We start from the raw sequence: 13,612 nt of genomic DNA on the forward strand, positions 1-13,612 counted from the left end.
CTTTTATGTGATGAACAACAAACTAGAAAGAACATCAGGATAGGCTAACATGAATAAATATGCTTTGACCCCACGCGTAAAAATGCTGGCTGAACGCTTAAGTGCCCGCAATAGCTCAATTATTACTGAACGTGCCAATATTTTAGAAGCGCTTGGCAACCAACTGTCTGGCGCACCGCAGGCGATTAAACCTGCACAACGTTTTTATGAATTTATCCGTCATTTTCCTGCATTTATTGCCCAAGATGAGTTGATTATTGGTAGCCAATCATCAACGCCTCGTGGGGCGATTTTCCATACTGAAAATGAAATCAACAGCCACAGCATTTATACGTTTTTAGCTGGCGATAGCGCCATTGATGCACCCGATTACTTAGCGGTATTAAACATCGGTTTTTTAGCTATCAAAGCGCAATTAGAAAATAAAGTTAGAAATATCGGCAGTGCAGTTAGCCGTAATAGTATTGATGAGGCGAATAACTGCCGCTCGGCAATTTACGCATGTGATGCCGCTATCCATTTTGCGCAAGCTTTAGCTTCTAAAGCAGAGAGCATGGCAGCAGCAGAGTCTAATCAATACCGTCGCGCAGAGTTACAAGAAAGCGCAGCAATTTTACGTAATGTGCCAGCAAAACCAGCACAAACCTTCAAAGAAGCTTGCCAAGCGTTCTATTTACTGCAACTTATCCTACATTTAGAAAATGGCAGTTATGCAGTTAACCCAATGGGGTTCGATAAAGCAGTTTACCCATTCTACCAACGCGATATTGAACAAGGCCGCTTAACCCAAGCACAAGCTTATGAGATTGTAGAAAGTTTATGGTTGAAACTGGCTGAGCTCTCTGAAGTTCGCTCAACCAAGCAAGTCGATGGTTACCCAATGTTCGATGCATTAAAAGACGGTATTTATCTGAATGACCCTCGTGTATGCATTAACGAATTATCAGCTATGATGTTATCTGCTCATGAAAACATCAGTGCCATCAATAACGGCTTAAAAGTTCGTTTATATTGCGGAAAAAACAGCATTCAGCCGCAATACGCCGCGCCAAATGCCAGCTATGTTGCTCCAACGGCACAAGCGGAAACTGAATTCAAAGTGATGGAAGGGTTAACGCCTCGCTTACAACGCTTGCGTAACCGCTACTTAGAAGCACGCCCAAGTGTGTCTATCTATCGTGCACTCGCCTTCACTGAAGTTGTCAAAAATAACCCTGGTTTACCGCCAATTCTATTGCGTGCGAAAGCATTCCGCCGCGCTTGTGAAACTGCGCCAATCTTAATTCAGCCGGAAGAACTGATTGTAGGCCATCCATGTGGTAAAGCCCGTGCGGGTGCTTTCTCTCCAGATATCGCATGGCGCTGGGTGGTCGAAGAACTCGATACCATGAGTACGCGCCCACAAGATCCATTTGTTATCTCAGAAGAAGACAAAAAAGTGATCCGCGAGGAAATCGCGCCATTCTGGGAAGGGCGCTCATTGGATGAAATTTGTGAGGCTCAATACCGCGAAGCGGGGGTATGGGAATTCAGCGGTGAAACGTTTGTCAGTGATTTGTCTTATCACCAAATCAACGGTGGTGGAGATACTTGTCCGGGTTATGACGTGCTGTTATTCACCAAGGGAATGAATGGCATTAAAGCAGATGCTCAGGCGAAACTGGCTGAGTTAAGCATGGAAAACCCAGAAGATATTGACCGTATTTATTTCTATAAAGCGTCAATTGAAACCTGTGAAGGGGTAGTGGCGTATTCACACCGTATTGCTGCGCATGCTCGTGAATTAGCCGTGCTGGAGTCAGACCAAAAACGTCGCGAAGAATTGCTGACTATCGCACAAGTCAATGAAAACGTGCCAGCGAACCCACCGGCGACGTTGCAAGAAGCATTACAAAGCATTTGGACTGTTGAGTCACTGTTTGAAATCGAAGAAAACCAAACAGGTCTTTCTTTAGGACGTCTCGACCAATATTGCTTCCCAATGTATGAAAATGACATCAAAACAGGCCGTTTAACTCAAGACCAAGCATTAGAAATGATGCAGGCGTTTATCATCAAGTGTGCTGAGTTAATGTGGATGTCGAGCGAATTAGGTGCGAAATATTTCGCCGGTTATCAGCCATTTATCAACTTAACAGTGGGTGGTCAAAAACGTTCAGGCGGTGACGCTTGTAACGACTTGACCTACTTAATTATGGATGCGGTTCGTTTCGTTAAAGTGTATCAGCCATCGTTGGCATGCCGTATTCATAACCAATCACCACAGAAATACATGGAAAAAATCGTTGATGTCGTGAAAGCAGGTATGGGCTTCCCTGCCTGTCACTTCGACGATTCCCACATCAAAATGATGCTGCGTAAAGGCTTTGACTTTGAAGATGCGCGTGATTACTGCTTGATGGGCTGTGTTGAGCCACAGAAATCAGGCCGTATTTATCAATGGACATCAACTGGTTACACCCAATGGCCAATCGCGATTGAGTTTGTATTAAACCGTGGTCGCATGGTGCTATTCGATAGCTACCAAGGCTTAGATACCGGTGATTTACGTGACCTGAAAACATTCGAAGACTTTGATAATGCAGTGAAAGCGCAGATTGCTCATATTATTCGCTTATCCGCTATCGGTACCGTTATCAGCCAGCGAGTTCACCGTGATGTGGCACCAAAACCCTTAATGTCTTTGCTAGTGGAAGGCTGTATGGAAAAAGGGAAAGACGTTGCAGCGGGTGGGGCGATGATCAACCACGGCCCAGGGCTGATTTTCTCTGGTCTTGCAACCTATGTTGACTCCATTGTCGCGATTCGCAAATTGGTTTATGAAGATGGTCGCTACACCCTTGAGCAAATTCGTGATGGATTATTAGCTAACTTTGAAGGCTATGACGAATTACGCCGTGACTGCTTAAATGCGCCTAAATTTGGTAACGATGATGACTATGTTGACCAATATGCGCTGGATATTACGGAGTGGACAGAGCGTGAGTGTCGTAAGTACGACATGTTGTATTCAACACTGAGTCACGGAACTTTATCCATCTCCAACAACACGCCGATTGGTGAATTAACCGCAGCGAGTGCCAATGGTCGCTTAGCGTGGATGCCGTTATCCGATGGTATCAGCCCAACACAAGGTGCGGATAAACAAGGCCCAACTGCCATCATTAAATCAATCAGCAAAATGAATGTTGAAACGATGAACATTGGCATGGTGCATAACTTTAAGTTCTTAAAAGGCTTATTGGACACACCAGAAGGCCGCCACGGCTTAATCACCTTGCTAAGAACCGCGTCTATCTTAGGAAACGGTCAAATGCAGTTCAGCTATGTCGATAACGAAATGCTGAAAAAAGCCCAGCAAGAGCCTGAAAAATACCGTGATTTAATCGTTCGTGTCGCGGGGTACAGCGCCTACTTCGTTGAACTCTGTAAAGAAGTTCAAGATGAAATTATTAGCCGTACTGTAATTGAGAAGTTCTAAACCCATGTAGGCAGGTATGAATTTATACCTGCCATTTTATAACAACAATAATAAATTCTGATTTATAAACATAGTGTTAGAGGTGCAATGATGAGCGCGGCAGAGATTAAAGGTCGGATATTTAATATCCAAAAATACTCGATTTATGATGGCGACGGTATCCGAACACTGATTTTCTTAAAAGGGTGCAATATTCGTTGCCCATGGTGCGCTAACCCAGAAGGGTTAAGTAGCCAGTTTCAAGTGATGTTTTCCCACGATAAATGCGTCAATTGTGGGAAATGCGTTGATGTCTGCCCGACAGGGATCCACTACAAAACTATTAATGAGCAAGGTGAGCAAATTCACCGCGTGAATCGCAGCATTGATTGTATCGGTTGCCGTAAATGTGAAGAAGTATGCATTGGCGGTGCATTAGACATCATGGGTAAAGATGTCACTGTGGCCGAAATGATGGATATCATCATGCAAGATTATGATTTTTATATTTCTTCCGGTGGTGGTGTGACAATCGGTGGAGGCGAAATGAGCCTACAAACCGATTTTGCAGTCGCTCTACTGCGTGAGTGTAAAAAAATGATGATCAACACCGCAATAGAAACCCAAGGTACAACATCGTTAGAAAACTATGAAAAGTTAGCTGAAGTTGTCGACCTATTCCTCTATGACATTAAACATATTGATACTGCGCAGCATAAAAATCTATTCGGTATTGGCAATGAAAATGTTCGCCGCAACCTCGAAAGATTGATTGATCTCGGCGCGAACGTGGTTGTCAGAATGCCATTAGTTCGTGGCTATAACGACTCGTTTGATGCCATTACAGGGGCGATTAACTATGCGATGGAATTATCCAAACGCGGCAATGTAAAACGCATCGATATTCTGCCTTATCACCAGTTGGGCCGCGGTAAGTACGACAAACTGGATATGATTTATCCTGTTAAGCAAGACCCAACCTATAGTGCAGAAGAATTAGACCAACTTGAAGCATTCTTCAAACAATTTGATTTCGATATTCGACTGGTTCGTCACTAAGTAGGAGAGACAGATGAAAAGTTTAGGCGTAATTGAAACTCGGGGACTGACATCCGCAATACAGGCTGCTGATGCGGCGTGTAAAGCCGCCAGTGTAGAAATTGTAGGTTATCGAAAAATCGGCTCTGGACTGGTATCCGTTTGTTTCCAAGGCGAAATCAGTGCTGTTCGCACCGCAGTTGACCATGGTATTGAAGTGATCGCCAATAGTCAGCTACTCGTCGGCTCATTAGTGATTGCGCGGCCTGAAGAAAGCGTAATCAGTAAATTGCTAACAGTGAAAAGTAAAAAAGGTGAGTTAGAGAAAAGTCTTCAGCCAGAAGTAAAAGCAGAAAAGTTAGTGGAAAAAGCGGTTGTTGAGGCTAAAACAGAAGCGCCTGTGGTTGAAGTTAAAACCGACATCAATGTGAAAGACATCAAGAATGACCCGCGTAAAGGGAAAAAATCATGATGAATGAGCAATTAATGGGGAAAATATTGGAGCGGCTTTCAGCCTATACACCAGCACAAGGCAGCGTTTCCAACATTGCTATCCCTGTCGGAATATCTAACCGCCATGTTCATCTTTCACAACAGGACGTTGAAGCCTTGTTTGGCCAAGGATATCAGCTGACGCCATTTAAAGATTTAAAACAGCCCGGGCAATTTGCGGCGAAAGAATGCGTCATGGTGGTGGGACCAAAAGGGTCGATTAGCAAAGTCAGAGTACTAGGGCCTGTTCGCCCAAAAACGCAATTAGAAGTGTCTAAGGCCGACTGCTTTGCGCTTGGTATAAAAGCGCCGGTAAGAGAGTCAGGTGACATGGCAGGTTCAGGCAATGCTTTACTGATTGGCCCAGCGGGGCATGTCAATCTTGAGTCGCAGGTTATTTGTGCTCAGCGTCATATTCATATGAGTGTGATGGACTCAAGAGCATTAAATGTGGTGAATGGGCAAAAGGTGAATATCCGTACTGAAGGTGAACGCAGCTTAGTGTTTGATGAAGTTGTCGTGAGAGTGGATGAACGCTTTTCTCTTGAGTTTCATATTGATACCGATGAAGCAAATGCCGCGGGCTTACGCAATAACGATAGCGTATTTATCGCGGGCTAAGGAGTGGTGGCAGAATGAACGAAAAACTGATCGAGCGAATTGTGCAGCAAGTTTTACGTCAGTTAAAGCGACAAGTTCTGGTGGTGCTATCGCCTGTTGAGGGGTATCAGCAAGCTATTTACCAAAGACTGGCACAGTTAGATTCTGTTTCTTTTTCCTTTTATGCCACCGCATCAATGCACCAGTCTTTTGATGTTGAAAAATGGGCTGAATTGGGAAGTGTTATAAATAAAAGCACCTTATCAATAAATAGTTTAAATCATTATGACAGCCTGTTTTTACCGTTTATTGATGCAAAAGTCGTTGGTGAGATAGCCAATGGTTTGTTTATGAGTGAGGAAAGTGAGTTAGTCTTTCATGCATTATCACAAAACATGCCGATATTGGCACTGAAATACCATTGTTGCCCTGAAAGTGAATTAAGTCAGGTTTTAGGTTTAAATAAAAATGAAAATTATAATCAGTTGATTAAAGAAAATATCACTAAAGCAATCAAGTTAGGTGTTTATTTTGATTCATTTAATGAAATAGAAAATAAATTTTTAATTCGTGATATTACTGAAAATTTAAAACCTGAAATAAATAATGAATATCCAAATCGCTATATTACTTTAAAGGAAGTAATGAATAACCCTAGGGGGTATTGCGCGAATGAAAATAAATTAACAGATTCAGCAATCGATTATTTAAAGTCTCTTAAAAAATAAAGTTATTTAATCAAATTAAAAATTAATCTTTCTATTTATTGTAGGAGTATTATCTATGTCCCCTAAAGCAAAGTCATGGCTTTGGATGCTGGCGGTTATTGTTTCTGAAACCTCAGCAACATCGACCTTAAAAATGTTTGATAATAGTGAAGGTATGACTAAATCATTATTATTGGCATTAATCGTTGTGCTATATGTTATTTGTTACTATTCACTTTCTCGGGCAGTAAAATATATTCCTGTTGGTTTGGCTTATGCAACATGGTCAGGTACAGGGATCTTAATGGTTTCTACCCTCGGCATGCTATTTTATGGGCAACACCCAGACACTGCGGCGATGATCGGTATGGCCGTGATCGCGAGTGGCATTGTGATCATGAATCTATTCTCCAAAATGGGCTCCGATGATCTGGAAGAAACTGAACCATCTAAAGATGAAACTGAGTCTTCATTATTATCAACAAAAAATAACACAGCTCATTAATTCAAAGTTAAGGGGAATATTATGTTTACTGGATTTTTATGGTTAGCGCTTTCTATTGGCTCTGAAATAACGGGTACTTCAATGATAAAAAAGACCAATAGCTTTAGCAAATTGGGTCCATCTGTATTAGTCATTGTTGCTTATTGCTTGTGTTATTTCGCACTAACCCGTGCAATGGGTTATATCCCAGTCGGTGTGGCTTATTCATTATGGTGTGGGTTTGGTATTGTCGGTGTGACACTCGTTTCTATGATTTTATATAAACAAAAACCCGATTTCCCAGCAGTATTTGCGATGGGCCTCATTATCACTGGTGGGATCATTATGAATACATTTTCAACGATGTAGTAAAAAAGAAAACGCCGTACTTCAACATACTTTCTGTTATTTATCTTTAGCCCTCATTTTTATGAGGGTTATTTTTTGCTTATCATCTGAGCCCTGTGGTGGTTTGGCTACATAAAATGACGTTCTGGCGATAAACCGCAAAGTCTGTTGTATGTTAATTTATTACACATAAGTAATTTAATTTAGGAATGGATTTATGCAAATTATTGAATGGGATGATTTTACCCGTGTTGAAATGCGTGTTGGGACTATTGTTAGTGCACAAGTCAACAGTAAAGCCAAAAAGCCAGCTTATGTTATGGAAGTTGATTTAGGCGAATTGGGTATTAAGCGCTCTAGCGCACAGATCACTGTCAATTATACGCCAGATGATTTGATTGGTAAGCAGGTACTATGTGTGTGTAACTTTGAAGTCAAGCGTATAGCAGGCATTAAATCGGAAGTGTTGATCACGGGGGCACCTGATGAAACGGGGGCGATTGTTCTTGCGGAGTTTAACTTACCTTTGCCGAATGGGGCGCTTTTAGCCTAATGCTCGTCATACTTCGTGTTATCGCGTTGTTGGCTTCACTCGCTCGCCCTAGTCACATACTTTTGTATGCTCCTAGGGGCTCGTTTGCTTGCCGTCTAGCGTAGTCGGTGCCATCACTGCCATTCATCAATAAAAAGGTTATACTGCTATCTTCAGTATTAGTAGGAGTATGACCCTTTGCGATTGCCTGAGCTTCATTTTCGCCAATACTCAGACGAAGTTATTTCTCATCATCATGATGGGCAGTGGCAAGTTGTTTTGTCGTTATCTGGGCAGATGGAAATTAATATGTACCGGCAACATTTTCTGTTAAATGCAGGAAAGGGGGTCGTGATCCCGCCTAGTGTGAGCCATGCATTTCGCGGGCAGCTAGGAAATCAAAATTACGTATTAGAAATGCCTGCCACAGCACAATGGGCATTAAATGAAAAAATGACGCAATTTACTCTGACACCTGCCGCAATTGGTCTTTTGAATTGGTTGCAAAACTTCCCACAAGCTCCGGAACATAATTTTACGGTTGCTCGTCTATTGTTGGCACAGTTAAAACCTGAAAATAAATGGATTGATGAGCTTTCTCAATGGGTGGAACTGCGTCTACACCATCCTATTAGTTGTGAAGATATGGCAACGGCTTTTTGTATGTCAGTGAGTACGCTTCAACGAAAAATAAAGGCTGAAACACAGTTAACGGCGATGCAGTTTCTATTACAAAAACGCATGGAAGCGGCAGGGCGCTTATTATTATCCAATAAATCAATAGAACAAATTGCATTAGCGGTGGGCTATGACTCACATTCGGCATTTAGTCATGCATTTCGCCAATTTTATAGCAAAACACCGAATGAATATCGTTTGCAGGGAAGTCACTTACGGTAGGTTATTTTGGGGAGCTTCGTTGCCAGATAAAAATTAGCCACCTCGCCCGCAGCCAATTTTTATCTTTTTACTGCTTAGACCATGCGGATCCCTTCAAATGGGTTCCAGTTGTCCAATCCTTTGGTTTCTTTAATATAGTAAGCATAATTGGCAACCATGGCCCACAGCGCTGACATACCGACAGATACCCCTGTAAAGACGGCATTAGGGATCGTTCCACCAATCATAAAATCAATAATATTCAAAACTAGACCAACCCCAAGAGTGATACCAAGCATCACCAACCCTTTCTTCCACAGCCCTAAAATCAAGAAGTAAATAATACCGAAGAAGAAGGCAAAAATGTTCATATTAATGAGAATACGTTTACCGAAAGAGGCGGCTTTCAACGCTGCTTTGAATTCAGGCGTATCAGGAGCACCATGCTTATCAAAAAAGTCGAAACGTTCTTGCCATTTATTAGAATATTGTTTCTGTTCCATTTTCCATCTCTTGCTTATTAATAAGTATAAAATAGGGATTGATAATACTTGGATAACCATATAAAAAAGAGGTAAATAGTCTTAATATGACTATTAAGGGGCATTTTTAATAACGAATCAAGCAAAGAGAAATAAAGGAAGAATGATTAAGATAAATAGTAAACGGATAATGGATTAATTTATTGTAAGACTTACCTACATTATTTGGTATTTGACTTGTTGGCTATTTGTTCAGAAATTGAATTTGCATAGTTGCCATGTAAAAAATCAGTATTTACATTGGCTTGTTTGAGTTTTAGTTCGAGTAAAGCTAATTGCTTACTCACCGACGTATAATTGGGGTCGTCCACAGAGAGACCTTGTAGCATATGGCTTAGCGTTAGTGCATCTTTCCTTTGTTGTAATTCAGTGGGTAAATAGCCCGAGTTCTTTAATATTCGATACCCAGCCCTAAGTTCAGGTGGAACTAAACTATCATCTTCAAGCTGTAACATTTTTCCCTCCCCATTTAAATTTGAAAGCTCCCCTTTACTCAGAGCTTCTTGAATATGGCGTTCTGCCCAAAGATCAATGACTGACATGATGTGACTCCATGAATTGATTTTTTACTATTATAGCCTTCCATATCAATATAAAGAAAGTTGGTAGATTATTCTTTGTTGGGGTTGTTATTCCGAATTATAAGTAAGGTTTTATCGAGTGTTTATAAATAAGGTTTTTACTATTAATATGAAATAAAACTGCTAAAAAATAATATTTAATTAGTGATAAATGACGAATAAACGTCATGGATAATATGAAAATTGTTATATTGACCACACTTATAGAAATTAATTTATCTGATTTACCTTGGTTTTAATTAACGTCTTTATTTAAATTAATAATATTAATGCCTAATAAAAATGAATTATCCCTAATTATGTTGAATTTTATGTCTAAATCGTGTGAATTTTGTTGATTTGAAATGATCTATTTGTAAATGGTAAAAAACAAAAACATTGTGTAATGTCCGTTTTTCTTGTTTATAAGGAGAAAATATGGAACAAAAGAAGCAAGAGGGAAGCCGTTTTTTGCGAACGGTTGAGTGGCTAGGTAATGCACTACCACATCCCGTCATTTTATTTATTATTTTAATTGCAATTTTATTAGTTTCCTCAGCAATTGGTCAGTACTTTGGTGTAAGCGTGCCAGATCCGCGCCCAGAAGGCGCAAAAGGGCGGGCAGAAGACGGTATTATTCATATTGTAAGTTTATTGGATGCCGAAGGGATCCGAAAAATTATTGCGAATGTCGTCACCAACTTTACAGGTTTCGCACCATTAGGGACGGTATTAGTGGCATTATTAGGGGTTGGAATTGCAGAGCGGGCCGGCTTACTTTCCGCGGCTATGCGCTTAATTGTCACCAAAGCTCCGCGAAAATTAACCACAATGGCTATCGTGTTTGCGGGGATCATGTCAAACACCGCGGCAGAATTGGGCTATGTGGTGCTTATTCCACTGGCTGCCATTATTTTCCATTCATTAGGTCGTCATCCTTTAGCGGGTCTTGCCGCCGCATTTGCTGGCGTTTCAGGTGGTTATTCAGCAAACTTACTATTAGGTACGGTTGACCCGTTACTTTCGGGTATCACTCAGCAAGCTGCGCAAATCATTGATCCAACTTATATCGTGGGTGCAGAAGCAAACTGGTACTTTATGTTTGCCAGTACGTTTTTAATCACTATTTTAGGTTATTTGATCACCGAAAAAATTGTGGAACCCCAGTTGGGTCCATATACAGGTGGTGCTGTTGATGAAGATGAAAATAGCCTTTATGCTTCTGCAAACGTTACTCCACTTGAGAAAAAAGCGTTATTCTGGGCATCAGTTACCTTCTGGGGATTAGCGGCAATTTTGGCGTTAATGGTGGTACCCGAAAATGGAATATTACGTAACCAAGATACTGGGTTAGTCAGCAACTCGCCTTTCCTAAAAGGCATCGTAGTGTTTATTTTTGTGTTTTTTGCCGTCCCGGGTATTGTGTATGGCTATATTGCTAAAACTATGCGCTCGGATAAAGACATTGTTGACGCAATGGCAGGGGCAATGAGTACTCTTGGCTTATATCTGGTTATCATTTTCTTTGCCGCACAATTTGTTGCTTTCTTTGGTTGGACAAACATCGGGCAAGTTATCGCAGTTAAAGGTGCTAACTTCTTAAATAGTATCGACCTTCACGGTGGTGTGCTGTTTATTGGCTTTATTCTTATCTGTGCATTTATTAATTTAATGATTGGCTCAGCATCAGCCCAATGGGCGGTAACGGCACCTATTTTTGTTCCTATGCTAATGTTAGCGGGCTATGCGCCAGAAACTATTCAAGCGGCATACCGAATTGGTGATTCGGTCACGAATATTATCACACCGATGATGAGTTACTTTGGCTTAATTATGGCGATTGTTGTGAAATATAAGAAAGATGCAGGGATTGGTACACTTGTCTCAATGATGTTGCCTTATTCCATCATTTTCTTCATTGGTTGGTCATTGTTCTTTATCGTATGGGTATTTGTATTAGGGATTCCTGTAGGGCCTGGTTCCCCGATTTATTTCACACCGGGAAGTTAGCGTTTTGATATTTAATTGAAAAACCATTGGTTGCCCTATTTTTAATTCATTGGATGAAGGGCAACCAATGAGGATGTAAGTTATGATTTTGTTATTTTAAACATAGGAACTAGATTAGATAGTAATTATGAAAATAAACTGCTGTGAGTGAGACAGTTTATTTTACTAAGTACCAACAATTACAATATTACGGTAAAAAATTATTTTTATACTTAATAGAATGAAAGAGCTAATCAAGTCCCTCCCAGAAATAGTCCTTTAGTTTTATTTTATCGTTCAAGTCAAAAATAATACCTTCATTTATAAGGGCTTGTTTGTGACGTAGATAGCACTCGCCTTTGACTGATAACTTACCCTGACTATTAATAATACGGTGGCAAGGTAAAGAACTTCCCGCAGGGATGGTTCTAATAACTTGGCAAACTTGGCGTACATGAGCTGGGTAACCTGCCATTTTTGCCAACATTCCGTAAGTGACAACTCTACCTCTTGGGATACTCCCTATAAGGCTATAAATGATGTCTCGGAAAGATGGCGCGTTGTTCATGGTTATAGCCTCAATTACGATGGGTGTTTATCAACCTAAATATGTAGGTGTTGGTGGGCAGTGCATGATTAAATTGTATAGCAAGTTTGTCAATGTGATAGTTTTCTTTGGCGGAAATCACCACAATGGGATGAGAGGGAGAAGTATCTGTTTTATGACTTGAGTTTTAAGCTGTAAATGGTGTTGAATTAAGTAATTATATTTTTCATGAGCGTAGAGGATCTTTGATTTGAATTATCTCTTTCTTAATATCACACGCCTTCTTTATATTTCTACTATTTTTACTAATAGTAAGTGACATTGTAGAGATTAAGGCAAAAATCTCATATCTCTCCTCCATTTTAGGCTAAGCCAATACCACCGCACAAAGGTGATATTGACTTAATACAAACCTAAAACTCACTAACGGTAGGTAAATAAAACATTCACAGTGTTACTGAACTGCCCTGATTTAATGGCTTCAGCATCTTTCTTGGATAACTCGATACTGTAAGGGAAATAGCCGGGCTGTTGTTTACTGATACTCCCTTTATAATAATACTGATCAAACGCAACCTGTTGGTTATTGGTTCTGTCTGTAATTGCAGCTTGTAGGCCATTGTTAAAGACGATGTACTTTTTATTTATCACGCCACTGTTGCTTTGGAACGCAACACTGACTTCTAATGCCGCATCACACGTTGAATCGGGCACTAAATCTAATGAAAAGTTTTCTCTAACTGTTTGACCACCTTCAAAATTTTCAGCCGTGAGCTCTTTAAAATCAACCACTTTATCGCTCATGCGGACAATCGGTGTTGGGCAATAGTTTACCAATTTCCCGATAATCCTCGCCTGATAGATATCACCTAAACTTTTTCTCTGGTAATCACTGTGATAACCAACATTAAAAACACCGGTATCAAAAGATTTTAACTCTCCCGTACCTCTGACCACTCGATACGTGTAACCAAATAGCACATTTTTAGGGCCCGCTTCCCAGACGCCCACTTCTAACTGCGGGGTGTTGGCCGCAGTTATTTCAACAGAGCCACTATACATACTGTCCTGATAAAGCCTAACACCGCTGTTTTTAAGTGTATTTTTTATGGTTGTTGGCGTTTGGTTGTTAAACCAAATTGTCCGCTCCGCCTTTGAGCCTGAAAACACACAAGCCCATGAAAAGAAACCACTACTGGCAGAGCCCAATAGCGTGCCGGGAGCAACGGTGCCGGGGGTTGTATTCATATCAATATAGACTTCAGGGAGTGGGTTCCACGCATTTCCCGTCGAGCCGGGTACACTATTACCCGGTCGGCATGTCACTCCGGCATACGCGGCAGAAGTTGACATCAGAAGGAGAAAGAACACGCCACTTTGCCATGACCGTTTTTTAAATTTCATTTCAGTAAGCTCCCACATTTGTATTTTTTA

At 40.8% G+C, this 13,612-nt stretch carries 14 protein-coding genes; 10 read left to right on the forward strand and 4 right to left on the reverse strand.

Annotated elements, in window-relative coordinates:
• Nucleotides 1–49 precede the first annotated feature (49 nt).
• The 9 genes from cutC (at nucleotide 50) to PSF31_RS05615 (ending at nucleotide 8,561) form a co-directional block, all read left to right on the forward strand.
• On the forward strand, nucleotides 50–3,481 hold the full coding sequence (cutC, locus tag PSF31_RS05575; protein ID WP_096864497.1) for a choline trimethylamine-lyase: 3,432 nt from the start codon (nucleotides 50–52) through the stop codon (nucleotides 3,479–3,481).
• Between the two features lie 87 nt (nucleotides 3,482–3,568).
• Nucleotides 3,569–4,519, forward strand: coding sequence for a choline TMA-lyase-activating enzyme (gene cutD / locus PSF31_RS05580; RefSeq protein WP_004259033.1), 951 nt, complete (start codon nucleotides 3,569–3,571; stop codon nucleotides 4,517–4,519).
• Nucleotides 4,520–4,532: 13 nt separating this feature from the next.
• Nucleotides 4,533–4,970, forward strand: coding sequence for a BMC domain-containing protein (locus PSF31_RS05585; protein WP_047757251.1), 438 nt, complete (start codon nucleotides 4,533–4,535; stop codon nucleotides 4,968–4,970).
• Entirely contained in the window at nucleotides 4,967–5,611 is a 645-nt protein-coding gene (locus PSF31_RS05590) for a phosphate propanoyltransferase (RefSeq protein ID WP_004259030.1), read from the forward strand. Before PSF31_RS05585 ends, PSF31_RS05590 begins: the two co-directional genes overlap by 4 nt.
• 41 nt (nucleotides 5,612–5,652) lie before the next feature.
• On the forward strand, nucleotides 5,653–6,318 hold the full coding sequence (locus PSF31_RS05595; RefSeq protein WP_232062932.1) for a hypothetical protein: 666 nt from the start codon (nucleotides 5,653–5,655) through the stop codon (nucleotides 6,316–6,318).
• Nucleotides 6,319–6,373: 55 nt separating this feature from the next.
• Nucleotides 6,374–6,802, forward strand: a complete 429-nt coding sequence (locus PSF31_RS05600) for a DMT family transporter (protein WP_096864499.1) — start codon at nucleotides 6,374–6,376, stop codon at nucleotides 6,800–6,802.
• Nucleotides 6,803–6,823: 21 nt separating this feature from the next.
• A complete protein-coding gene (locus PSF31_RS05605; RefSeq protein ID WP_004259019.1) occupies nucleotides 6,824–7,150 on the forward strand; it encodes a DMT family transporter in 327 nt (108 codons plus the stop codon).
• 196 nt (nucleotides 7,151–7,346) lie between these two features.
• Nucleotides 7,347–7,682, forward strand: a complete 336-nt coding sequence (locus PSF31_RS05610; protein WP_096864500.1) for a tRNA-binding protein — start codon at nucleotides 7,347–7,349, stop codon at nucleotides 7,680–7,682.
• A 177-nt stretch (nucleotides 7,683–7,859) separates the two neighbouring features.
• Nucleotides 7,860–8,561 (forward strand): AraC family transcriptional regulator, encoded by a 702-nt coding sequence (locus PSF31_RS05615; protein ID WP_096864501.1) that lies wholly within the window; start codon nucleotides 7,860–7,862, stop codon nucleotides 8,559–8,561.
• A 74-nt stretch (nucleotides 8,562–8,635) separates the two neighbouring features.
• On the opposite strand, the gene PSF31_RS05620 is transcribed toward PSF31_RS05615, so the two are convergent.
• Entirely contained in the window at nucleotides 8,636–9,043 is a 408-nt protein-coding gene (locus PSF31_RS05620; protein ID WP_036958052.1) for a DUF2628 domain-containing protein, read from the reverse strand.
• A gap of 200 nt (nucleotides 9,044–9,243) precedes the next feature.
• A complete protein-coding gene (locus tag PSF31_RS05625; RefSeq protein ID WP_004259005.1) occupies nucleotides 9,244–9,624 on the reverse strand; it encodes a DUF1992 domain-containing protein in 381 nt (126 codons plus the stop codon).
• Between the two features lie 456 nt (nucleotides 9,625–10,080).
• Here PSF31_RS05625 and PSF31_RS05630 point away from each other — a divergent pair, with 456 nt between their 5' ends.
• Nucleotides 10,081–11,652, forward strand: a complete 1,572-nt coding sequence (locus PSF31_RS05630) for an AbgT family transporter (protein WP_004258999.1) — start codon at nucleotides 10,081–10,083, stop codon at nucleotides 11,650–11,652.
• A gap of 229 nt (nucleotides 11,653–11,881) precedes the next feature.
• Here PSF31_RS05630 and PSF31_RS05635 read toward each other — a convergent pair whose 3' ends face one another.
• Complete coding sequence (locus PSF31_RS05635) at nucleotides 11,882–12,199, reverse strand: MGMT family protein (RefSeq protein ID WP_096864502.1); 318 nt, start codon at nucleotides 12,197–12,199, stop codon at nucleotides 11,882–11,884.
• A gap of 402 nt (nucleotides 12,200–12,601) precedes the next feature.
• Nucleotides 12,602–13,582 carry a hypothetical protein gene (locus PSF31_RS05640; protein WP_175427131.1) on the reverse strand — a complete coding sequence of 327 codons (981 nt, stop codon included), beginning with the start codon at nucleotides 13,580–13,582 and terminating at the stop codon, nucleotides 12,602–12,604.
• Nucleotides 13,583–13,612 lie beyond the last annotated feature (30 nt).

This window comes from Providencia sp. PROV156, assembly GCF_028480905.1.
Classification (GTDB): Bacteria; Pseudomonadota; Gammaproteobacteria; order Enterobacterales; family Enterobacteriaceae; genus Providencia; species Providencia hangzhouensis.

Coding starts and splice junctions, on each gene's coding strand:
- cutC (WP_096864497.1), top strand. CDS start 50: ATGAATAAATATGCTTTGACCCCACGCGTAAAAATGCTGGCTGAACGC.
- cutD (WP_004259033.1), top strand. CDS start 3,569: ATGATGAGCGCGGCAGAGATTAAAGGTCGGATATTTAATATCCAAAAA.
- PSF31_RS05585 (WP_047757251.1), top strand. CDS start 4,533: ATGAAAAGTTTAGGCGTAATTGAAACTCGGGGACTGACATCCGCAATA.
- PSF31_RS05590 (WP_004259030.1), top strand. CDS start 4,967: ATGATGAATGAGCAATTAATGGGGAAAATATTGGAGCGGCTTTCAGCC.
- PSF31_RS05600 (WP_096864499.1), top strand. CDS start 6,374: ATGTCCCCTAAAGCAAAGTCATGGCTTTGGATGCTGGCGGTTATTGTT.
- PSF31_RS05605 (WP_004259019.1), top strand. CDS start 6,824: ATGTTTACTGGATTTTTATGGTTAGCGCTTTCTATTGGCTCTGAAATA.
- PSF31_RS05610 (WP_096864500.1), top strand. CDS start 7,347: ATGCAAATTATTGAATGGGATGATTTTACCCGTGTTGAAATGCGTGTT.
- PSF31_RS05620 (WP_036958052.1), bottom strand. CDS start 9,043: ATGGAACAGAAACAATATTCTAATAAATGGCAAGAACGTTTCGACTTT.
- PSF31_RS05625 (WP_004259005.1), bottom strand. CDS start 9,624: ATGTCAGTCATTGATCTTTGGGCAGAACGCCATATTCAAGAAGCTCTG.
- PSF31_RS05630 (WP_004258999.1), top strand. CDS start 10,081: ATGGAACAAAAGAAGCAAGAGGGAAGCCGTTTTTTGCGAACGGTTGAG.
- PSF31_RS05635 (WP_096864502.1), bottom strand. CDS start 12,199: ATGAACAACGCGCCATCTTTCCGAGACATCATTTATAGCCTTATAGGG.
- PSF31_RS05640 (WP_175427131.1), bottom strand. CDS start 13,582: ATGAAATTTAAAAAACGGTCATGGCAAAGTGGCGTGTTCTTTCTCCTT.